The sequence below is a fragment of the Cedecea neteri genome, from assembly GCF_000758305.1.
Lineage (GTDB): Bacteria > Pseudomonadota > Gammaproteobacteria > Enterobacterales > Enterobacteriaceae > Cedecea > Cedecea neteri_C.
The window spans coordinates 2,625,905-2,648,071 of record NZ_CP009458.1 but is presented as its reverse complement, the minus strand read 5'-3'; the positions used below and the strand labels follow the sequence as shown (position 1 = coordinate 2,648,071).

General features: G+C 56.5%; 22 protein-coding genes. 14 read left to right on the top strand and 8 right to left on the bottom strand.

The window, feature by feature from the left end:
• Positions 1–4: 4 nt before the first annotated feature.
• Positions 5–1,660 (bottom strand): ATP-dependent endonuclease, encoded by a 1,656-nt coding sequence (locus LH23_RS12435; protein WP_039291470.1) that lies wholly within the window; start codon positions 1,658–1,660, stop codon positions 5–7.
• 410 nt (positions 1,661–2,070) lie between these two features.
• Between LH23_RS12435 and aqpZ the strand changes: the two genes are divergently transcribed.
• The 4 genes from aqpZ to hcr all read left to right on the top strand — a co-directional run bounded on the left by aqpZ (position 2,071) and on the right by hcr (position 6,585).
• Positions 2,071–2,766, top strand: coding sequence for an aquaporin Z (gene aqpZ, locus LH23_RS12430; RefSeq protein ID WP_039291469.1), 696 nt, complete (start codon positions 2,071–2,073; stop codon positions 2,764–2,766).
• Positions 2,767–2,913: 147 nt separating this feature from the next.
• Complete coding sequence (locus LH23_RS12425; RefSeq protein ID WP_039291468.1) at positions 2,914–3,813, top strand: lysine exporter LysO family protein; 900 nt, start codon at positions 2,914–2,916, stop codon at positions 3,811–3,813.
• A 141-nt stretch (positions 3,814–3,954) separates the two neighbouring features.
• Complete coding sequence (gene hcp, locus LH23_RS12420) at positions 3,955–5,607, top strand: hydroxylamine reductase (protein WP_039291467.1); 1,653 nt, start codon at positions 3,955–3,957, stop codon at positions 5,605–5,607.
• Between the two features lie 9 nt (positions 5,608–5,616).
• Positions 5,617–6,585, top strand: a complete 969-nt coding sequence (gene hcr / locus LH23_RS12415; protein ID WP_039291461.1) for an NADH oxidoreductase — start codon at positions 5,617–5,619, stop codon at positions 6,583–6,585.
• A 36-nt stretch (positions 6,586–6,621) separates the two neighbouring features.
• Here the strand turns inward: hcr and LH23_RS12410 are convergent, their stop codons facing one another.
• On the bottom strand, positions 6,622–7,053 hold the full coding sequence (locus LH23_RS12410; protein ID WP_039291460.1) for a DoxX family protein: 432 nt from the start codon (positions 7,051–7,053) through the stop codon (positions 6,622–6,624).
• Between the two features lie 150 nt (positions 7,054–7,203).
• Between LH23_RS12410 and poxB the strand changes: the two genes are divergently transcribed.
• The 4 genes from poxB to LH23_RS12390 all read left to right on the top strand — a co-directional run bounded on the left by poxB (position 7,204) and on the right by LH23_RS12390 (position 12,558).
• Positions 7,204–8,925, top strand: coding sequence for a ubiquinone-dependent pyruvate dehydrogenase (gene poxB / locus LH23_RS12405; RefSeq protein WP_039291459.1), 1,722 nt, complete (start codon positions 7,204–7,206; stop codon positions 8,923–8,925).
• 65 nt (positions 8,926–8,990) lie between these two features.
• Complete coding sequence (gene ltaE, locus LH23_RS12400; RefSeq protein WP_039291458.1) at positions 8,991–9,992, top strand: low-specificity L-threonine aldolase; 1,002 nt, start codon at positions 8,991–8,993, stop codon at positions 9,990–9,992.
• A 15-nt stretch (positions 9,993–10,007) separates the two neighbouring features.
• Positions 10,008–11,459: an SDR family oxidoreductase gene (locus tag LH23_RS12395; protein WP_039291457.1), complete on the top strand. Its 1,452-nt coding sequence runs from the start codon at positions 10,008–10,010 to the stop codon at positions 11,457–11,459.
• Positions 11,460–11,547: 88 nt separating this feature from the next.
• Positions 11,548–12,558 (top strand): NAD-dependent epimerase/dehydratase family protein, encoded by a 1,011-nt coding sequence (locus LH23_RS12390; protein ID WP_039291455.1) that lies wholly within the window; start codon positions 11,548–11,550, stop codon positions 12,556–12,558.
• Here the strand turns inward: LH23_RS12390 and LH23_RS12385 are convergent.
• Together LH23_RS12385 and LH23_RS12380 are read right to left on the bottom strand one after the other, a co-directional pair.
• Entirely contained in the window at positions 12,555–13,385 is an 831-nt protein-coding gene (locus LH23_RS12385) for an N-acetylmuramoyl-L-alanine amidase (protein WP_039291454.1), read from the bottom strand. The genes LH23_RS12390 and LH23_RS12385 overlap by 4 nt on opposite strands.
• On the bottom strand, positions 13,382–13,705 hold the full coding sequence (locus LH23_RS12380; RefSeq protein ID WP_039291452.1) for a heavy metal-binding domain-containing protein: 324 nt from the start codon (positions 13,703–13,705) through the stop codon (positions 13,382–13,384). The genes LH23_RS12385 and LH23_RS12380 overlap by 4 nt, the downstream gene beginning before the upstream one ends.
• Before the next feature lie 108 nt (positions 13,706–13,813).
• Here LH23_RS12380 and LH23_RS12375 point away from each other — a divergent pair, with 108 nt between their 5' ends.
• From LH23_RS12375 to artJ (LH23_RS12350), 6 genes are all read left to right on the top strand, one after another.
• On the top strand, positions 13,814–14,338 hold the full coding sequence (locus LH23_RS12375) for a lipoprotein (RefSeq protein WP_039291450.1): 525 nt from the start codon (positions 13,814–13,816) through the stop codon (positions 14,336–14,338).
• A gap of 227 nt (positions 14,339–14,565) precedes the next feature.
• A complete protein-coding gene (gene artP, locus LH23_RS12370; protein ID WP_039291449.1) occupies positions 14,566–15,294 on the top strand; it encodes an arginine ABC transporter ATP-binding protein ArtP in 729 nt (242 codons plus the stop codon).
• A gap of 20 nt (positions 15,295–15,314) precedes the next feature.
• On the top strand, positions 15,315–16,046 hold the full coding sequence (artJ, locus tag LH23_RS12365) for an arginine ABC transporter substrate-binding protein (protein WP_008461077.1): 732 nt from the start codon (positions 15,315–15,317) through the stop codon (positions 16,044–16,046).
• Positions 16,047–16,054: 8 nt separating this feature from the next.
• Positions 16,055–16,771 carry an arginine ABC transporter permease ArtQ gene (artQ, locus tag LH23_RS12360; RefSeq protein WP_008461075.1) on the top strand — a complete coding sequence of 239 codons (717 nt, stop codon included), beginning with the start codon at positions 16,055–16,057 and terminating at the stop codon, positions 16,769–16,771.
• Entirely contained in the window at positions 16,771–17,439 is a 669-nt protein-coding gene (artM, locus tag LH23_RS12355; RefSeq protein ID WP_039291448.1) for an arginine ABC transporter permease ArtM, read from the top strand. The genes artQ and artM overlap by 1 nt, the downstream gene beginning before the upstream one ends.
• 155 nt (positions 17,440–17,594) lie before the next feature.
• Positions 17,595–18,326: an arginine ABC transporter substrate-binding protein ArtJ gene (artJ, locus tag LH23_RS12350; protein ID WP_039291446.1), complete on the top strand. Its 732-nt coding sequence runs from the start codon at positions 17,595–17,597 to the stop codon at positions 18,324–18,326.
• Between the two features lie 299 nt (positions 18,327–18,625).
• Here the strand turns inward: artJ (LH23_RS12350) and rlmC are convergent, their stop codons facing one another.
• The 4 genes from rlmC to potH all read right to left on the bottom strand — a co-directional run bounded on the left by rlmC (position 18,626) and on the right by potH (position 22,158).
• Positions 18,626–19,756 carry a 23S rRNA (uracil(747)-C(5))-methyltransferase RlmC gene (gene rlmC / locus LH23_RS12345; RefSeq protein ID WP_039291445.1) on the bottom strand — a complete coding sequence of 377 codons (1,131 nt, stop codon included), beginning with the start codon at positions 19,754–19,756 and terminating at the stop codon, positions 18,626–18,628.
• Positions 19,757–19,804: 48 nt separating this feature from the next.
• Positions 19,805–20,218 carry a YbjO family protein gene (locus tag LH23_RS12340; RefSeq protein WP_208330029.1) on the bottom strand — a complete coding sequence of 138 codons (414 nt, stop codon included), beginning with the start codon at positions 20,216–20,218 and terminating at the stop codon, positions 19,805–19,807.
• A gap of 135 nt (positions 20,219–20,353) precedes the next feature.
• The gene (gene potI, locus LH23_RS12335; protein WP_008461065.1) at positions 20,354–21,199 is read right to left on the bottom strand and encodes a putrescine ABC transporter permease PotI; all 846 of its coding nucleotides are present in this window, start codon (positions 21,197–21,199) and stop codon (positions 20,354–20,356) included.
• Entirely contained in the window at positions 21,196–22,158 is a 963-nt protein-coding gene (potH, locus tag LH23_RS12330) for a putrescine ABC transporter permease PotH (RefSeq protein WP_039291441.1), read from the bottom strand. Before potH ends, potI begins: the two co-directional genes overlap by 4 nt.
• Positions 22,159–22,167: the final 9 nt, after the last annotated feature.

Sequence of the window (22,167 nt, the reverse complement as noted above, 5' to 3'; positions counted from 1 at the left end):
GGCGCTAATCCGCCCGGCCACGCGCCAGCCAGAGTACCCTGGAGAACATTTTCCTCAGTAAAGGCGGGACCGCATCCACGCCCCGGCGCCCGGCTTCCAGCGCCACTTCGATGGCTAAATCCGGCTTTGACGAGCGATGAATCGCTTTGGTAATAATCCTGCGCAAATTCATCGGCACATTTTCGGGCAACTGAGCCACGCGATGAAACACATCTGAAAAACCCTGCCGATACATAAAATGCTCCATATCCAGCGCAGGTAACGCCGTCAGATGTTCACGCTCCCGATCGCGGTCGTTGTCCAGCAAGCCGCGTACGGTTGCCGCATATTTTTTACCGGCATCATCCCCGTCCACCAGCACATGCCATTCAATGCCCATCCTGCGAGCGAACTTAATCAGCGGGCGCAGGCCGGATTGTGCAAACTCGATAACCTTCACGCCTTCAGCATCGAAATGATGTCCACACTGCCGCGCCAGTTCGTTCATCACCCACACTTCGGTCTCGCCTTCTACCAGCAACCAGCAGCGAGCAAAAAGCGAGGACGCGCGGTTAAAACGAATGTGAAAAGCAATTCGCCGGCTGTCCTCCGCATTCATGCCGCCCGGTCCTAACCGCCATGCAGCTACCCGGGAGGATTCACGCACCAGCCGACAAACCTGTTCTACCGGCGTCAACGAGAGCAACTCTCCGGAATTTGTCGTAGTAATTTTTTGCAGCGGCAGCAAATTCAGCAAGTGCCAGGCAACAGAGAGCATAATCGGGTGCAAACGAGTTTCAGGATCTTCCACCAGCAGCAAGGGGCGAGCGTCCCTGTCGAGCGCAATACTCCCCTTCGCCTGCAGCAACGTGGAAAACATGCCCAGCAGGATCATCCGATGCGAACGGCTGCCGGGCTTGTCGATCATGCGGTTGATCACATCCAGATAGCGCCAGCTGCGCTGCTCATCATGAGAGCGTCGTCGCATCAGCCGCTGGTGAGCTATCGCGCCTTGTTCAGAGAAATAGTGTTCAAGCAGCTGCACCATGGCCGACAGCCCCTGCCGTAGCTGCGCATCGGTAAGGTTTTGCGGCCTTGATACCAGCTCTCGCGCCAGGAAATCGAGCTGGCGCGCGGTCAGCTCCGTTTCCGGCATTTCGGGCATGCTGCCGTTGCGCAGTCGCCGCATGAATCTGGCATCCCTGAGGCGCAGCACGGGGTTCAGCCGCGTGATATTCATGGCCATGTCGTCAATTTCGTCCAGCGCCAGCGGCTGGCCGTGGGCATTGAGAAAGCTTCGCAGGGTTAAAACCGTCCCTTCATCCCCAAGCTCTCCTTCCAGACGGTAATAAATGCGATGAAAGCCGTCGTTCCCTTCCACCCAAACCGGGGAAAGATTACGATACCGCCGTCCTAAATGGTGGCCAGACGCCGCCTCGCGGAAGGTCAGGATGATTTGCAGGTGACTCTCGCGCCCATGCAGCTCGCCAGGGGGAAAGTAGAAATCTTCGCGAACAAAATGGTACAGCTCCCTGTGCGGGGAAAGTAACAAGGTCAGCGCATCTAACAGGCTGGATTTACCCCAGGCATTTTCGCCAATCAGCACGTTGTTTTGCTCAAGCATTAACGACAAACGGTTAATACCGCGAAAACCAACCATCTCAACTCGCTCGAGAAACATACCGCCTCCTGTGCATCCGCTTTCATCCAGCGTCCTTTTCGAGTATAGCGGCAACCCGAAGGGCAATGTAACCACACAATGTCAAAGCGTTACGCGATAAACACGTGCCGCACTTACCATAATCAATTCGTGCTGAGACGTATTTTTTTATTATCCAGAATATTCTTACTTCATTCAAAGATAACCTATACTTCTGCTACCTCTCCTCAGAAAAGGAATAACACCTCATTGCCCTAAATCAAAAAACTGGAATTTATTGTGCTGGTGGCGAATTGGCGAAATACCTAATATTAACGCGCATTTAATATTACTTTCGTCATTCACTTAATGACGGTGAATTAGCGACAGTCAGGGTCATGTGATTTAGCGCCTGAACCTTGCATTGTTTCTGGCTTTTATCAGAGGTGGTTATGTTTAGAAAATTAGCAGCCGAGTTCTTCGGGACGTTCTGGCTGGTATTTGGTGGCTGCGGTAGCGCAGTATTAGCGGCAGCATTCCCGGAATTAGGCATTGGCTTTGTCGGCGTCGCGCTGGCATTTGGTTTAACCGTGCTGACCATGGCTTTTGCCGTCGGTCATATTTCCGGTGGTCACTTTAACCCGGCTGTCACCCTTGGCCTCTGGGCCGGTGGCCGCTTCCCGGCTAAAGAAGTGATTGGCTACATTATTGCCCAGGTGATTGGCGGGATTGTCGCAGCCGCTATCCTTTATTTAATCGCTAGCGGTAAAGCAGGCTTTGATGCAGCAGCCAGCGGTTTTGCTTCTAACGGCTACGGCGAACATTCACCGGGTGGATATTCCATGCTGTCCGCCATTGTGATTGAAATCGTATTAACCTGTGGCTTCCTGATTGTTATTCACGGTGCAACGGACAAATTTGCTGCACCGGGTTTTGCGCCAATAGCTATTGGCCTGGCATTAACTTTAATTCACTTAATTAGTATTCCGGTTACCAACACCTCCGTAAACCCTGCGCGCAGTACCGCAGTGGCTATTTTCCAGGGTGGCTGGGCGCTGGATCAACTGTGGCTTTTCTGGGTCATGCCTATTATTGGCGGGATCCTGGGCGGTATTATTTACCGTACTCTGCTGGAAAAACGCAGCTAAGTTCCCAGGCAGGCTTACCCCGGTAAGCCTGCTATTTTCTTTTTTTCTCCGCGCAAACCTTTTTCTTCTCCCCTACTCGACTCGATTCCTTTCTTTCGGTAGTGTGACATCCGTCGTAACATTTTAACTACAAGGATTGTCCCTCCCATGCTGTCAGGATTACTTATTATCCTGGTGCCGTTGCTCGTCGGTTACCTGATCCCATTGAAACAAACTCATCTGCTCAGGCTGATTCACCGGCTGCTGGGCTGGATTGTTTACGTGATCCTGTTCCTGATGGGCATTAGCCTGGCGTTTCTGGATAATCTCGCCAGCAACCTGCTGACTATCCTGCATTACTCGGTGATAAGCGTCATAGTGATCCTGCTGTGTAACATCGCCGGCCTTCTGCTGCTGGAACGCTCTCTCCCGTGGCGGCATCAGCATAAACAGGAAAAACTGCCCTCGCGCCTGGCGATGGCCCTGGAGTCCTTACAGCTCTGCGGCGTTGTGGCCTTGGGCTTCCTGCTGGGGCTGACCGGGTTCGACGTGCTCAAATACGCCACTGAGGCCAGCGAATACACGCTTATCTTCCTGCTGCTGCTGGTCGGGATCCAGCTTCGCAACAGCGGCATGACCTTCCGGCAAATCGTGCTTAATCGTCGCGGCATTATCGTCGCCATTGTGGTCGTGTTCAGCTCAATGGTCGCAGGGGTGATTAACGCCCTGCTGCTTGGCCTGCCGATAAAAACAGGCCTCGCGATGGCTTCCGGGTTCGGCTGGTATTCGCTGTCCGGGATCCTGATGACCGAGTCCTACGGGCCGGTGATTGGCAGCGCGACCTTCTTTAACGATCTGGTGCGGGAATTACTGGCTATTATGCTTATTCCGGCGCTAGTGTGCCGCAGCCGCTCAACGGCGCTGGGTCTTTGTGGTGCCACCTCGATGGACTTCACCCTACCGGTGCTGCAGCGCAGCGGCGGCGTGGAAATCGTGCCTGCCGCCATCGTGCACGGATTTATTCTTAGCCTGCTGACTCCGCTGCTCATCGCCTTCTTCGCCGCCTGATACCTCTCTGGCGGTAGCCTGCTGCCGCCAAAGTTGAGCTATATCAATCTCCCTTTAAGTTGCACCAAAAAGTCCTTTTAACCTGTTAAGCCGCAGCCTAACCTTAAACATGTATTTAAAATATAATTTTAAGGTGACATCATGTTTTGTGTGCAATGTGAACAGACCATCCGTACCCCGGCCGGCGACGGCTGCGCCTATGCCCAGGGCGTCTGCGGTAAAACGGCCCAGACTTCCGACCTACAGGATCTGCTGATCGCGACATTGCAAGGCCTGTCCGCCTGGGCGGTTGCCGCGCGCGAACGCGGTATTATCGACCACGAGATTGATAACTTTGCTCCCCGCGCCTTTTTCTCAACGCTGACCAACGTGAACTTCGACTCCGCCCGCATCGTTGGCTACGCCCGCGATGCCATTGCTATGCGCGAAGACCTGAAAACCCGCACGCTGGCTGTCGATCCTGCAGCAACCGTAGCCAACCCGATGGCAGAACTTCAGCTGACCAGCAGCGACCTCGGTGAGCTACAGCGCCAGGCCGCCGAATTCACGCCAAACCGTGACAAAGCCGACATTGGCGAAGATATTCTCGGCCTGCGTCTCCTGTGCCTGTACGGCATGAAAGGCGCTGCCGCTTACATGGAACACGCGCACGTCCTGGGCCAGTACGACAACGATATCTACGCCCAGTACCACAAAATCATGGCGTGGCTCGGCACCTGGCCTGCGGACATGGGCGCCCTGCTGGACTGCTCCATGGAAATCGGCCAGATGAACTTCAAAGTGATGAGCATTCTGGATCTGGGGGAAACCGGTAAATACGGCCATCCAACCCCAACCCAGGTTAACGTTCGCCCGGTAGCCGGGAAGTGCATCCTGATTTCCGGCCATGACCTAAAAGATCTCTATAACCTGCTCGAACAAACCGAAGGCACCGGCGTGAACGTCTACACCCACGGCGAAATGCTCCCGGCGCACGGCTATCCCGAACTGCGTAAATTCAAACACCTGGTCGGCAACTACGGCAGCGGCTGGCAGAACCAGCAAACGGAATTCGCCCGCTTCCCTGGCCCTATTGTCATGACTTCCAACTGCATCATCGACCCAACCGTGGGCTCGTACGATGACCGTATCTGGACCCGCAGCATCGTTGGCTGGCCGGGCGTCAGCCACCTCGAAGGCGACAATTTTAGCCCGGTGATTACCCAGGCCCAGCAAATGGCCGGTTTCCCGTACAGCGAAATCGAGCATCTGATCACCGTCGGTTTTGGCCGCCAGACGCTGCTGGGTGCGGCGGACACGCTCATCGATCTGGTCAGCCGTGAAAAACTTCGCCACATCTTCCTGGTCGGCGGCTGCGACGGCGCACGCGGAGAACGTAACTACTTCACCGACTTCGCCACCAGCGTACCGAAGGACTGCCTGATCCTGACCCTGGCCTGCGGCAAATACCGCTTCAACAAGCTGGACTTCGGCAACATCGAAGGGCTGCCTCGCCTGGTGGATGCCGGCCAGTGTAACGACGCTTATTCAGCGATTATTCTGGCCGTCACCCTCGCAGAGAAACTCGGCTGTGGCGTGAATGACCTGCCGCTGAGTCTGGTGCTCTCCTGGTTTGAGCAAAAGGCGATTGTGATTCTGCTCACGCTACTGTCGCTCGGCGTCACAAATATCGTCACCGGCCCGACCGCACCGGGTTTCCTGACGCCAAATCTGCTGGCGGTACTGAACGAGAAATTTGGCCTGCGCGCCATCACTACCGTTGAGCAAGACATCCAACAGTTAATGAGCGCGTAAGGAGTAGCCATGACCATGCCAACGCCGCTGTGCCCGCACCGTATGCAGGTACACCATATTCATCAGGAAACTCCGGATGTCTGGACGCTGTCGTTGATTAACCACGACTTCTATCCCTACAAAGCCGGGCAATATGCGCTGGTGAGCATCCGCAACGGCAGCGAGACGCTGCGGGCCTACACGATCTCTTCCACACCGGGCCTCAGTGAATTCATCACGCTGACGGTACGGCGCATCGACGGCGGCGCTGGCTCGGAGTGGCTGACCGGAGAAGTGAAAATCGGCGACTACCTGTGGCTGTCTGAAGCCCAGGGCGAGTTCAGCTGTGAAAACATCGTGTCGGAGCGCTATCTGCTGCTGGCGGCGGGCTGCGGCGTCACGCCGATCATGTCCATGCGCCGCTGGCTGGCAAAGCATCGCCCACAGGCGGACGTGCAGGTCATCTATAACGTGCGCTCCCCGCAGGATGTGATTTTTGCTGACGAATGGCGGCATTATCCGGTCACGCTGGTGGCAGAAAACAACGCCACGCACGGCTTTATCGCCGGGCGACTGACTCGCGAGATCCTGGCCGCGGTGCCGGATATCACCGGCCGGACGGTCATGACCTGTGGGCCTGCGCCTTATATGGCTATGGTTGAGAAGGAAGTAAAAGCGTTGGGCGTCACGGCGTTTTATCAGGAAGTGTTCTTCACACCAGCCGCAGCACCCTCAGCGGGCGGCCTGAAGTTCACCACCCTCCAGCCGATGCGCGAGTTTTACTCACCTGTGGGCAGTACGCTGCTAGCCGCCCTGGAGAGCAACAGTGTGCCGGTGAATGCCGCCTGTCGCGCCGGGGTTTGCGGCTGCTGTAAAACGAAAGTCGTGTCAGGCGACTATACCGTCTCCAGCACCATGACGCTGACGGAAGAGGAAATTGCCAGCGGCTACGTGCTGGCCTGCTCCTGCCATCCTCAAAGCGACCTTGTGCTAGCTTGACCTTAAAGAGGCACCTTCACGGTGCCTTTTCTTTTTCTACCGCCAGGCAGACTTGCCAAACGCGTAACGCCCTCCACCACAAAAGACTATCGCCAGCGCGCCGAGGAAAAAGTACATCAGGCTTTCAATGCCCCAGGCCCCGGTTTTATCCAGCATAAAGGTTTCCCCCACGCCCACCAGCAGCCAGGCCACAATCATCGTGCACGCCAGCCCAAGCGCGGACAGGCGCGTTAGGATCCCTAAAATAATCAGCAGCGGCGCAAGCACCTCGCCCAGCAGCACGCCGTAGGCGACAAACTCCGGGATGCCGTGCGCCGCCAGCATTCCTTTAATTCCGCCCACACCGCCAAACAACTTGTGCAGGCCGTGAAACAGCATCAGGCCGCCTACCGCCAGACGCAGTAAAAGTTTCCCCAGATCGTCTTTATTCAGCGCGCCATTCACTGCATTTAACAATTTAGTAACCATATGAATTGCCACCCTTTTAAAATGATAACGAGAATAATTTACGCTTAATATTTGCTAACAAATAGCCCCAATTTTAGGGAGGCCATTCCCCGCCGTTACGTGGAATTGAACTAAGCTTGTAAGCGCTATCACACTGGACAAGGAAAACCGATGAAACAATCCGTAGCGGCCTGGCTGGCCAAAACCCTTGAGAGCGCGGGCGTGAAACGTATCTGGGGCGTCACTGGTGATTCGCTGAACGGCCTCAGCGACAGCCTCAACCGGATGGGCACGATTAAATGGATGCCAACTCGCCATGAAGAAGTGGCCGCTTTCGCCGCCGGGGCCGAAGCGCACCTCACCGGCGAGCTTGCTGTCTGCGCCGGTTCATGCGGGCCAGGTAACCTGCACCTGATAAACGGCCTGTACGATTGCCACCGCAATCACGTGCCTGTTCTCGCCATTGCAGCCCATATTCCCTCCAGCGAAATTGGCAGCGGTTACTTCCAGGAAACGCACCCCGAAGAGCTTTTCCGCGAATGCAGCCACTATTGCGAACTGGTTTCTAACCCGGAGCAGATCCCGCAGGTATTAGCGATTGCCATGCGCAAAGCTATTCTGAACCGGGGCGTTTCCGTGGTAGTGCTGCCTGGTGACGTGGCGCTCAAACCCGCGCCAGAACATGCCACGACGCACTGGTATCCTGCACCGCAGCCCATCGTGGTTCCCCCTCACGATGAGCTTAAAAAACTCGCCCAACTGCTGCGCTACAACGACAATATCGCCCTGATGTGCGGCAGCGGCTGCGCAGGAGCGCATACTGAGCTGGTGCAGCTGGCAGCAACCCTGAAAGCGCCCATTGTTCACGCCCTGCGCGGCAAAGAGCACGTTGAGTACGACAACCCTTACGACGTTGGCATGACCGGATTAATCGGCTTCTCATCCGGCTTCCACACCATGATGAACGCCGATACGCTGATCCTGCTCGGCACCCAGTTCCCCTACCGCGCGTTCTACCCGACGGACGCAAAAATTATCCAGATTGATATCAACCCCGGTAGCATCGGCGCGCACAGCAAAGTCGACATGGCGCTGGTGGGCGATATCAAAGCCACGCTGTCTGCCCTGCTGCCCATGCTGGAAGAGAAAACCAATCGCAGCTTCCTCGACAAAGCACTGGAGGATTACCGCAAAGCGCGGGAAGGACTGGATGAGCTAGCCAAACCCACCGAAGGCAAGCAAATTCACCCGCAATATCTGGCGCAGCAAATCAGCCATTACGCCACCGATGACGCCATTTTTACCTGCGACGTGGGCACACCCACCGTCTGGGCCGCGCGCTACCTGAAAATGAACGGTAAGCGCCGCCTGCTGGGTTCGTTTAACCACGGCTCAATGGCCAACGCTATGCCACAGGCACTAGGCGCCAAAGCCACCGCGCCCGAACGCCAGGTGGTGGCGATGTGCGGTGACGGCGGCTTCAGCATGCTGATGGGCGACTTCCTGTCCGTTTCGCAAATGAAGTTGCCGATTAAAATCGTGGTGTTCAACAACAGCGTGCTCGGTTTTGTGGCGATGGAGATGAAAGCCGGGGGCTACCTCACCGACGGCACCGAACTGCACGACACCAACTTTGCCCGTATAGCCGAAGCCTGCGGCATTACCGGTATCCGCGTTGAGAAACCCGAGGAGCTGAACGCCGCGCTGGAACGAGCCTTCAGCATTGATGGCCCGGTACTGGTCGATGTCGTCGTCGCCAAAGACGAGCTGGCTATCCCGCCGCAGATCAAGCTGGAGCAGGCGAAGGGGTTCAGCCTTTATATGCTGCGCGCCATTATCAGCGGGCGAGGAGATGAAGTGATCGAGCTGGCGAAAACCAACTGGTTCCGGTAAAAAAGAAGGTTGCCTCAGGCGCCCGGATAACCATCCGGGCGCAGCCTCTCGATAAAGGACCCGTCATGATCGATTTACGCAGCGATACCGTTACCCGCCCTTCCCGCGCCATGCTGGAACAAATGATGGCCGCCCCAACCGGGGATGATGTTTACGGCGATGACCCCACTGTTAACGAGCTTCAGGCATACGCGGCAAAAATCAGCGGGAAAGAAGCTGCCCTGTTTTTACCTACCGGCACGCAGGCCAACCTCGTGGCTTTGCTGAGCCACTGCGAACGCGGCGAAGAGTATATCGTTGGCCAGGCCGCGCATAACTACCTGTATGAGGCGGGCGGCGCAGCGGTGCTGGGCAGCATTCAGCCTCAGCCGATTGAAGCGGATCGCGACGGCACGCTGCCGCTGGATAAAGTGGCGGCAAAAATTAAACCGGACGACATTCACTTCGCCCGCACTAAATTGCTGAGCCTTGAAAACACCCATAACGGCAAAGTGCTGCCACGCGAATACCTCCAGCAGGCCTGGGAATTCACCCGCAAACACAACCTGGCGCTGCACGTAGACGGCGCGCGTATTTTTAACGCCGTGGTGTCCTACGGCTGCCAGCTGGAAGAGATTACTCGCTACTGCGACAGCTTCACCATTTGCCTGTCGAAAGGCCTGGGCACGCCGGTGGGATCCCTGCTGGTGGGCAGTAAAGAGTACATCAAGCGAGCTGTGCGCTGGCGCAAGATGACCGGCGGCGGTATGCGCCAGGCCGGTATCCTCGCGGCGGCAGGCCTGTATGCGCTGAAAAATAACGTCGAGCGGCTGAAAGAAGACCACGACAACGCCCACTGGCTGGCAGGCGAGCTACGAGAAATCGGCGTCGATGTGATGCGTCAGGACACCAACATGGTCTTTGTCCGCATGACGGCGGAAGAAGCAGAAGATTTAGGGCCATATATGCGTGAGCGCGGCATCATCCTCAGCGCAGGCCCGGCAACTCGCCTGGTCACCCATCTGGACGTCACCCGCACTCAGCTGGCAGAAGTCGTCGCCCACTGGCGCAGCTTCCTGCAAAACTAACGGAACTCAGGGACGATGGCAGAACCTCAAAGGATAGTGGTCCTCGGCGCCAGCGGCTACATTGGCCAGCACCTGGTGCCGTTACTCGTGGCGGCGGGGCATCACGTCACCGCCGCCGCCCGTCGCATTGACTGGCTGAAAAAACAGCCCTGGCCAAGCGTGGAATGCCGACATGTAGATTTGCACTGGCCGCACCGCCTGGGTGCCCTGCTCGAAGGGGCAGATACCGTCTACTACCTGATCCACAGCATGGGAGACGGCGATAATTTTCTGGAGTTCGAACGCCAGGCGGCGCTGAATATGCGCGACGCGCTGACCGAACATCCGGTTAAGCAGGTCATTTTCCTCAGCTCATTGCAGGCCAAAAGCGGGCAAACGCATTCGAAGCACCTGAAAGCCCGGCAAATCACCGCGGATATCCTGCGAGACTCCGGCGTACCGGTCATCGAACTGCGCGCGGGGATTATTGTGGGCGCTGGCTCGGCAGCCTTCGAAGTCATGCGGGATATGGTGTACAACCTGCCGGTGCTGACGCCGCCGCGTTGGGTTCGCTCCCGTACTTCACCGATAGCGTTGGATAACCTGCTGCATTACCTCGTCGCGCTGTTGGACCATCCGGCCACGGAACATCGCCTGTTTGAAGCCACCGGGCCGGAAGTCCTGAGCTATCAGCAACAGTTTGAACGCTTTATGGCTATCAGCGGCCGCCACCGCCCTCTGATCCCCGTACCACTCCCCACCAGCTGGATTTCCGTGTGGTTTCTGAATGTCATTACCTCGGTGCCGCCCGGCATTGCTAAGGCGCTGATTCAGGGGCTCGAGCACGATTTGTTGGCAGACGACCGCAGCCTGCGTGAACTTATCCCGCAGCAGCTCATCAGCTTCGACGACGCCATGCGCCTGACGCTGGCCAACGAACACCAGCTTGCTAACTCGCAGGACTGGGGCTACGACGCCCAGGCGTTTGCCCGCTGGCGGCCCGACTACGGTTTTTTTGCTAAACAGGCAGGCTGCACGCTGACCACCCAGGCCTCTCTCTCTTCGCTCTGGCAGGTCATCAACCAGCTAGGCGGCAAAGAAGGCTACTTTTTTGGCAACGTGCTGTGGAAAACTCGCGCGCTGATGGATTTGCTGGTCGGGCATCGGCTTGCCAAAGGGCGGCCTGATAAAGCCATGCTGGAAGTGGGCGACGCCGTCGATAGCTGGAAAGTGATTATCGCCGAGCCGGAAAAAGAGCTGACGCTGCTGTTCGGTATGAAGGCTCCGGGCCTGGGGCGGCTGTCGTTCACCTTACAGGATGATGGCAAGCAGCGCCGGCTGGACGTCAGAGCCTGGTGGCACCCTCACGGCTGCGCCGGTTTGCTCTACTGGCTGGCGATGATCCCCGCCCATTTATTTATCTTTAGGGGAATGGCGCGGCGAATTGTTCATTTAGCGGAACAAAACTCGATCAAAAAGAGAAGTTAGCTCCTAATCTTTCAGTATTCCCATTGCATGCGCTGCCGTTTCACGGAAAAATGCGCAGCGTTAATCCAAAACATAACGAGTTGGTCACATGAAGGTACTGGTCACGGGCGCAACCAGCGGTTTAGGCCGAAACGCGGTCGAGTATTTACGCGCCAGGGGCATCAGCGTTCGGGCCACCGGGCGCAACGAAGCGATGGGCAAACTGCTGCAGAAAATGGGCGCCGAATTTGTCCATGCCGATCTGACGGAGCTGGTTTCTTCCCAGGCAAAGGTGATGCTCGCCGACGTCGACACGCTCTGGCATTGCTCCAGCTTCACCTCGCCGTGGGGAACCCAGCAAGCCTTCGACCTCGCCAACGTCCGCGCCACGCGCCGTCTGGGCGAATGGGCCGTGGCCTGGGGCGTGCGTGACTTTATTCATATCTCGTCGCCGTCGCTTTACTTCGACTACCACCACCACCGCAACATCAGCGAAGATTTTCGCCCGGTGCGCTTCGCCAACGAATTTGCCCGCAGCAAAGCCGCCAGCGAAGAGGTGATTCAGCTGCTGGCGCAGGCCAACCCGAATACCCGTTTTACAATTCTGCGCCCGCAAAGCCTGTTTGGGCCGCACGACAAAGTATTCTTCCCGCGTCTGGTGCAGATGATGCGCCACTACGGGAGCGTGCTGCTGCCGCGCGGCGGCGATGCGCTGGTGGATATGACCTATCTGGAAAACGCGGTACACGCGATGTGGTTGGCGACGCAGAAACAGGATTTGCCTTCTGGCCGCGCCTACAACATCACCAATATGGAAGCGCGCCCGCTGCGGACTATCGTGCAGAAGCTGATCGACGAACTGGGCATCAAATGCCGCATTCGCTCGGTGCCATACCCGATGTTGGATATCATCGCCCGCAGCCTGGAGCACTTTGGCAATAAATCGGCCAAAGAGCCGGTGCTCACGCACTACGGTGTTTCCAAGCTGAACTTCGACTTAACGCTGGACACCACGCGCGCGGAAACGGAGCTGGGCTACCAGCCTATCGTCACCCTCGATGAAGGCATTCGCCGTACCGCGCTGTGGTTGAAAGATCACGGCACGCTACACCGCGGTTAACCCTGACCATATTTTTCCAGTAATGCCTCGGCAATCGCCAGGCTCTCCGCATCCGCCTCGCCGCTGTAGTTGGCCGGGCGGAAATGCATCTGGAAGGCGGTAATCACCCTTTTCTGCTGCGCCTCGGTCATGCCTGGCAGCACTTCGTAGCCATACCGGGAAAGCACATCCAGCAGCTCGGTTTTATCCACGGGCTGCAGCGGACCGCGGCCGTTAAGATAAAACGCCACTCTAGCGGCGTCCGGCCATGCGCCAATCCCTTTTTCCGCGAATTGCTTCCAGGGGAACAGCGGGCCAGGATCAACCTTGCGCTGCGGCGCAATATCGCCGTGAGCGACCACGTTCTGCGGCGCGATGTTATAGCGCGCAATAATCTGCTTCGCTAAATCCTCAAGCACCGCAATCTGCGGCTGGCTGAAGGGGTAGAAGCGCTGAACGCCCCCTATTCTCGTATAACCTTTGTTTTCCAGCTCAATGCCAACGGACGTGTCGTTAATCCGCGTAGCCCCTCGCCAGAAACTGACCCCGGCATGCCAGGCCAGCTGATCTTCCGGCACCAGCTGCCAGACAACAGGCTTCCCGCCGGACAGAGGCGGCTCGGCAGGAACAAGGTAGTGGGCGCTGACGTTACGATCGGTAAGCGTGGAGAGCGAACTTGAAAAATCATCCGCCGTGTAGTGGATCACCAGAATTTTCACACGCGGATAAGCGGCCTGAGCCTGATGCGTGGTGTCCACTTTATAACTGCCCCGATCGACAATCCCTTTTTGTCCGGCACAGCCTGCCAGCAACAGCGCCAGGGCAATCGCTAAGATCCTGGTTTTCATTTACGCGTTTTCACCGCCGTCCCGCTGACACAAACCATCAGCATGCTGCCGTCCTTGCCGACGGTTTCATAGTCGATATCAATCCCGACCACGGCGTTAGCGCCCAGGCTTTCCGCCTGTTCCTGAATTTCACGAAACGCGATGTCCCGCGCTTTGCGTAACTCTTTTTCATAAGCCCCGGAGCGGCCGCCGACGATATCGCGAACCCCGGCAAAAAAATCGCGGAAAATATTGGCACCCAGGATAGCTTCCCCGGTCACCACGCCGCAGTATTCAGCAATGGTGTGGCCTTCCAGGCCTGGCGTCGTTGTAAACTGCATCACGTTCTCCTCTCTTTGCCATCAACATGTTAGCCCGGCAATCGCCACGCGATTTTGAGCCAATACGCTATGCTAAGGTAGTCCTCCTGAGAAAATAAGGAAATAAAAATGCGCAGCTCAGCTTTGGTTCTTCTTCCCTGTGCGCTGGTGTTGTCGGCCTGTACCACCGTCACTCCGGCCTTCAAAGACATCGGCACCCGCAGCGGCCCCTGCGTCAGCGGCGGCCCGGATGACGTCGCTCAGCAGTTCTATGATTACCGTATCGCGCACAAGGGTGAAGGCCTGAGCTCCGTTGCCGCGCTGCGCCCCTACCTGAGCGATTCCCTGTTCCAGCTTCTGCAAAAATCCAGCACCTCTCTGGCGGCGCAAAGCGCATTTACTCGCAGTGATATCTTCTCCAGCCAGTCTGAAGGGCCTGACAAAGCCAGCGTGGCTTCGGCGTCAACTATCCCGAACACCGATGCGCGAAATATTCCTCTGCGCGTCGAGCTGACCCGCGGCAGCCAGACCTGGAAAGATGAAGTGTTGATGGTCCGTGAAGGCCAGTGCTGGGCGGTGGACGATGTGCGTTACCTCGGCGCGGCGAGCCACGCGCCAACCGGCACGCTGCGTCAGGCAATTGAAGGCAAATAGCGGCAATTTATGCTTACGCTATGCGGGTGGGGGAAACGTAACCCCTGTAAATAGTCTGGTATATTCAGGGATCCCGGTTTTTTATACTTAGCCACCACCCGCCTCGCTATTTTGTGCTAACTTCAGGCAAGATAAGTGGTTACTTATAAGTTTTAACGCACAAAGATTGCATAACTATTCTGTTAAAGGTACCCTTTGCGGCCTCAATTGCTATTCAACTTCAGCGCATGAGTATTCAACTAGACAGCATTAATTGCTTTTACGGTGCCCATCAGGCGCTGTTCGATATCACACTACACTGCCCGCAGGGCGAGACGCTGGTATTGCTGGGCCCGAGCGGCGCCGGCAAGAGTTCTCTGCTGCGCGTCCTTAACCTGCTTGAGATGCCGCGTTCCGGCAAGCTGAGCATTGCGGGCACGACTTTCGACTTTGCCAAAGCCCCCAGCGACAAAGCGATTCGCGATCTGCGCCAGAACGTCGGCATGGTCTTCCAGCAATACAATCTGTGGCCGCACTTAACCGTACTGCAAAACCTGATTGAAGCGCCGTGCCGCGTGCTCGGATTAAGCAAAGATCAGGCGCGTGAACGCGCCGATAAATTGCTTGAGCGCCTGCGCCTGAAGCCTTACATGGACCGCTATCCGCTGCACCTTTCCGGCGGCCAGCAGCAGCGTGTGGCCATTGCCCGCGCCCTGATGATGGAGCCGCAGATTCTGCTGTTTGATGAGCCTACCGCCGCTCTGGATCCGGAAATCACCGCGCAGATCGTCAGCATTATCCGCGAACTGGCGGAAACCAACATTACTCAGGTCATCGTGACCCATGAAGTAGAAGTGGCGCGTAAAACCGCCAGCCGCGTGGTGTATATGGAAAACGGCCACATCATCGAACAAGGTGATGCCGGCTGCTTTGCTAACCCGCAAACCGATGCGTTTAAATTCTATCTCTCTCACTGATGTTGAACGGGAAAACGACAATGAAAAAAGTTTTGCTGGCCACTCTTTTAGCCACTCTGAGCCTTTCTGCTACCGCCGCACAGACTATCCGTTTTGCTACCGAAGCCTCTTACCCTCCGTTTGAGTCTATCGACGCCAACAACAAGATCGTCGGTTTTGACGTTGACCTTGCTAATGCCTTGTGCAAGCAGATCGATGCCACCTGTACCTTCACCAATCAGGCCTTCGACAGCCTGATCCCAAGCCTGAAATTCCGCCGTATTGACGCGGTAATGGCGGGGATGGACATCACCCCTGAGCGTGAAAAACAGGTACTGTTCACTAAACCTTACTATGACAACTCCGCGCTGTTCGTTGGCGTGAAGGGTAAGTACGCTGATATTGCCGCGCTGAAAGGCAAAAAAGTGGGTATCCAGAACGGCACCACCCACCAGAAATACATCACCGACAAGCACCCGGAAATCACCACCGTGCCTTACGACAGCTACCAGAACGCTAAGCTGGATCTGCAGAATGGCCGTATCGACGCTGTCTTTGGCGATACCGCCGTGGTGACCGAGTGGCTGAAAGCCAGCCCGGAACTGGTTGCCGTGGGTGACAAAGTGACCGACAAAGATTACTTCGGCACCGGCCTCGGCATCGCCCTGCGCCAGGGCAACACTGACCTGCAGAGCAAATTCAACGCCGCGCTGGATAAAGTGAAACAAGATGGCACCTACAAAGCCATCTACGACAAATGGTTCCAGAAGTAATCGACTCGATGAACGAATTGTTTCCATTAGCAAGCGCCGCCGGGATGACCGTCGGCCTTGCCGTTTGTGCCCTCATCGTCGGCCTCGTGCTGGCGATGATTTTTGCCGTCTGGGAATCCGCCAAATGGCGCCCGGTGGCATGGATAGGCTCCGGGGTGGTCACGCTGTTCCGCGGCCTGCCTGAAATTCTGGTGGTGCTGTTCATCTACTTCGGCTCCTCCCAACTGCTGCTGATACTCTCTGACGGCTTTACCCTCAACCTCGGTTTTACCGCAATCCCGGTCAAAATGGAGATTGAGAATTTTGACGTCAGCCCGTTCCTCTGCGGTGTGATTGCCCTCTCCTTGCTCTACTCCGCCTACGCGTCGCAGACGCTGCGCGGCGCGCTGAAAGCGGTGCCGGTGGGGCAGTGGGAATCGGGCCAGGCGCTGGGTTTATCCAAAACCGCGATTTTCTTCCGGCTGGTCATGCCGCAGATGTGGCGTCACGCGCTGCCGGGCCTGGGTAACCAGTGGCTGGTGCTGTTGAAGGACACCGCGCTGGTGTCGCTTATCAGCGTGAACGACCTGATGCTGCAAACCAAAAGTATTGCCACACGCACCCAGGAGCCGTTTACCTGGTACGTCATCGCTGCGGCCATTTATCTGGTCATTACCCTGCTGAGTCAGTACATCCTGAAGCGCATTGACCTGCGCGCCACGCGCTTTGAACGGAGACCTGGCTGATGCTCGAGTATTTACCGGAGCTGATGAAGGGTCTGCACACCAGCCTGACGCTCACCGCCGCTTCCATTGCCGTCGCGCTCGTGCTGTCGCTGCTGTTCACCATCGTTCTGACGCTGAAAACGCCGGGACTGGTGCACATTGTGCGCGCCTACATCACGCTGTTTACCGGCACGCCGCTGCTGGTGCAGATCTTCCTGATTTACTACGGTCCGGGGCAGTTCCCGTCGCTCCAGCATTATCCGGTGCTGTGGCATCTGCTTTCCGAACCGTGGCTGTGCGCGTTAATTGCGCTCTCGCTTAACAGCGCCGCGTACACTACGCAGCTGTTTTATGGGGCAATTCGCGCCATTCCGGAAGGTCAGTGGCAGTCCTGCAGCGCCTTAGGGATGAGCAAGAAAGACACGCTGGCTATTCTGCTGCCTTATGCCTTCAAGCGCGCGCTCTCTTCTTACTCAAACGAAGTCGTGCTGGTGTTCAAGAGCACCTCGCTGGCCTACACCATCACGCTGATGGAAGTGATGGGCTATGGGCAACTTCTGTATGGCCGTACCTATGATGTGGCGGTGTTCGGTGCCGCCGGTCTGGTCTACCTCATCGTCAACGGGCTGCTGACGTTGCTGATGCGCCTGATCGAACGCCGGGCGCTGGCGTTTGAACGCCGCAACTAGAGCAGCTAACAGAAAAAGCGGGGCAACCCGCTTTTTTTACGCCCATGAAAATATAATTATACATTTTAATTGCATATAAATTCACACTTTGGCATGGTGGTCTGACGCCGGAAAACGGCGACTTAAAACAATATTGACAGACAGGAGCAACACGCATGAAAAAGTTACTGTTAGCCGCCATGTTCGCTACAACCGCATTCAGCGCGGCTGCAGCGGAGAAAATCAACTTCGGCTCTTCGGCAACCTATCCTCCTTTTGAATCTCTGGACGCCAGCAATCAGATCGTCGGTTTCGATATTGATCTGGCCAAGGCATTATGCAAACAAATGCAGGCAGAATGTACCTTCACCAACCACGCTTTCGACAGCCTGATCCCTTCCCTTAAGTTCCGTAAATACGACGCGGTGATTTCCGGGATGGATATTACGCCTGAACGCGCCAAACAGGTCGCCTTTACCAACCCGTACTACGCCAACTCAGCGGTAGTGATTGCGAAAAAAGGCCAGTTTGCTTCGCTGGACGATCTCAAAGGCAAACGTATCGGGATGGAAAACGGCACCACGCACCAGAAATATCTGCAGGATAAACATCCTGAGATCAAAACCGTCTCCTACGACAGCTACCAGAACGCGATTATTGACCTGAAAAATGGCCGTATCGATGGCGTGTTTGGCGATACTGCCGTGGTGAACGAATGGCTGAAGACCAACCCGCAGCTGGGCACCGTAGGCGAGCATGTGACCGACGCACAGTACTTTGGCACCGGTTTAGGGATTGCAGTGCGTCCGGATAATCAGGCCCTGTTGAAGAAGCTGAACGACGCGCTGGCGGCAATTAAAGCGGACGGGACGTACCAGAAGATCAGCACTCAGTGGTTCCCGCAGTAAATTTTCCCCCTCACCCCGGCCCTCCCCCCAAAGGGGCGAGGGGGAAAACAACAGGCAGAGCAATACGCAATCTATTCCCTCTCCCTTCCAGGGAGAGGGTTAGGGTGAGGGTAAAAGAAGCAAATACATTGTGGCTGGGAGCGTAGGGAACGCATCTCAGCAGACCCAGGATCTGGGGTTCAGTACAACGGTGATTCCCCTGAGACGTTCACCGATGCGGTGGTGGCATATGGAAACCGAACTGGAAGTGAAAGGAACCTTAGCCGAGTCTGCAGAAGCCGCTAGCACAAATGTCAAAGTTAGGGACAACGCTCCAGCAACGTCAACACTTCGTAATGCGAGGTATGCGGGAACATATCAAACAGCTGGGTACGCACCACGCGATAACCCGGCAGCATCTGAATATCCTTCGCCATGGTCTGCGCGTTGCAGCTTGAGTAGACGATAAACGCCGGGGCCATCTGCGTCAGATAATCGCACAGCGCTTTGCCTATCCCACGGCGCGGCGGGTTCACCAGCACCAGCTGCGGTATATCCTGCTGGGCAACGGCAAACTGCGTGGAATCCAGCGCCTGAAAATGAATATTATGCAGGCCAAGTTTTTCAGCCGACTGCTTTGCACTGGCAATTGCCTCGGGGGCAATTTCAATCCCGGTTAGCTTCATCTCCGGCGTGGCGCAGTGCAGGCCAAATCCTCCCACGCCGCAGAACAGATCCCACATATGGTTGACGGGTAGCGCGCGCACCCAGTCGCGAGCGGTGGCATACAGCCGGGAAGCAACCTCAGGGTTAGTCTGGAAGAAACTTTGCGGACGAATATAAAGCGGCACGCCGTTGAATACCTCTTCGAGCGCACGCTGTTCGGTCAGCGGAATTTCCTGCTCACCTTCCATAATCGCCATGTGTACGGGCTGAATGTTGGCCGAAATCACCTTGAGCTGAGGAAGTTGCTGCTGTAACCACGGCAGCGCCGCTTTCAACTGCTCCAGCTTGCTTTCCGAGCGCAGCACAAAGCGCAGCATCATGCCGCCATCCGCCAGGCTTTCGGTCAGCAGCAGATACTTCAGCTCGCCACGCTTACGCGCTACGTTGTAGGGCGTTAATCCCGCCCGGGCAATGAAGGGCTTCAGCGCCGCAAAAACAGGCTCAAATGAAACAGGATAAAGCGGGCAGTCGGTTAAATCTTCGGGCGTGCCGTCGCGGTGTAACATCCCCAGCAGCGGTTTTTCCACGCTGCCGCTGACCACCATTTTGGCTTTATTGCGAAACGCACGCTCAGGGCCGCTCACCGGCTGACACCACTCGCCCACGGCAATGCCTTCCAGCAATTGCCGGAGATCGGTCATTTTAGCGAGAAGCTGGTCTTCAACCGGTTGTTCAATCCACTGGCAGGAACGACAGCGGCCGGCATCATAGAGCGCGCATTGCATAGAAAAACCCTGAGAAAAAACGAGGGCGCAGATTGTAGCACTCTGCGCTTACTGAAGTCTGAAAAAAAGCCGGCTACGAGCGGGGACAAACAGCAAAAGCAGCACCAGAATGTCGGGCAGCTTTTGGGTAAACAGCGAACGGAAGATCTCGCGCTTAGTGCCCCCGGCAACGCTGAATAGTTCGGGGTATCCCCAGCCCAGGGAGGACAGAGACAACCAAACCACGGAAATAATTTGGGTCAGCAGGAACAGCCAGCGCCCCCAGTTACGCCCTTTGACGATGACGAACGCGCAGCGCAGTTCGACAAAAAGCATCAACAGGCTGCCGAGAAAAACCAGCGTCAGGGGCCAGGTTTGCACGCTGCGATGGACAAAATCCATCACCCCGCTCACCCCGAGCATATTAAACAGCAGCAGCAGGTCGAGGCATCGGGTAGTGACGATGCCGATAGCCGCCACCATCACCAGCGTGGGGACGTTTAATTTTGCATGGGATGACCGCTGTTTCCTGATAATTTCCACAACCTCGCGTTCCTTACGTCACGGTGCCGCGACAAGCGCGGCACCGGAGGCACATCATTGCAGATTTTAGGCGTTTTAACCACGTCTTGCACTCTGGATATCGCGCAGCCGCTGCTTTTCTGCCCGCGCCATAAACCACCATGCAATCAAGCCGATAACGCCCACCACGCCGAGAATAATTGACGCGAGCGCGTTAATTTCCGGGTTAACCCCCATACGCACATTCGAGAACACCAGCATCGGCAGCGTGGTCGCGCCCGGCCCGGAAACGAAGCTGGCGATAACCAGGTCGTCGAGCGAAAGCGTGAACGCCAGCAGCCAGCCGGAGATAATGGCAGGCGAGATCATCGGCACGGTGATCACAAAGAACACTTTTAGCGGCGTCGCCCCCAGATCCATCGCCGCTTCTTCAATGGAGCGGTCCAGCTCCCGCAGGCGTGAGCTAATCACCACGGCAACATAGGCGGTGCAGAACGTCACATGCGCCAGCCAGATGGTGAGCATCCCCCTGTCGCTCGGCCAGCCAATTGCGTGCGCCAGCGCCACGAACAGCAGCAGCAGCGAAAGCCCGGTGATCACATCCGGCATAACCAGCGGCGCCGTTAGCATAAAGGCAAATCCGGTTGAGCCACGAAAGCGACCAAAACGCACCATCACCACGGCAGCAATCGTCCCCAGGATAACCGCCATCGTGGCGGCAGCCGCAGCAATGGTCAGGCTCAGGCCAACGGCGTTCATCATCGCCGAATCCCGGAACAGCTCGCCATACCAGCGCGTTGACCAGCCGGCCCACACCGTCACCAGCTTAGAACTGTTAAACGAGTAGATAACCAGCATTAGCATGGGCGCATACAGGAAGGTAAAGCCAATCACCAGAATCAAAATACGCCACGGAGAGCGCACAACCGGCAAGTTGTTCATGAGTGATCCTCCGCCGCTTTGTTCTGATATTTGTGGAACCACATGATCGGCACGATCAGCAGCAGAAGCATGATAATCGCCACGGCTGAAGCCACCGGCCAGTCGCGGTTATTAAAGAATTCCTGCCACAGGACGCGACCAATCATGATGCTGTCCGGCCCGCCAAGCAGTTCCGGGATCACAAACTCCCCTACCGCCGGAATAAACACCAGCATCGAACCGGCAATAATCCCGCCTTTGGTCAGCGGCACAATCACGCTGAAGAACGTTTTCAGCGGCCGCGCGCCGAGATCTAACGAAGCTTCCACCAGCGAATAATCTATACGCGTCAGTGCGGTATAAATCGGCAGCACCATGAATGGTAGATAGGCATAAACCACCCCGATGTAGACCGCAAGGTTGGTGTGCAAAATCGTCAGCGGCTGGTCGATAACCCCGAGCCAAAGCAGCACGTTATTCAATATGCCGTTATTTTTCAGGATGCCCATCCACGCATACACGCGGATCAGGAACGAGGTCCATGAAGGCAGGATCACCAGCAACAGCAGGATGTTTCGCGTTGAAGGTTTACTGTGCGCCACCGCCCACGCGAGCGGATAGCCCAGCGCCAGGCAGCACAGCGTTGACACCGCCGCTACCTGCAAGGATTGCAGATAAGCTTCGAAGTAGAGCGGATCGTCCGTCAGCTGGAAGTAGTTCGCCAGATTCAGCGTGATCGACAGCTGGCCATCGGCCCAGCTCACCAGATCGCTGTATGGCGGGATCGCCCGGGCTATTTCCGAAAAACTGATCTTAAAGACGATCAGGAACGGCAGCATAAACAGCAGGATCAGCCACAAATACGGCAGCGCGATCGCCAGCTTGCGCCCGTGCGCCATCTGCAAACGGGCGAGCAAACGCTTCACGCCCGAGGGCTGAGGAACCGCCGTCTCTGCCGGGCCTTCAGAAAGTGTTGTCATCTTGCCCCC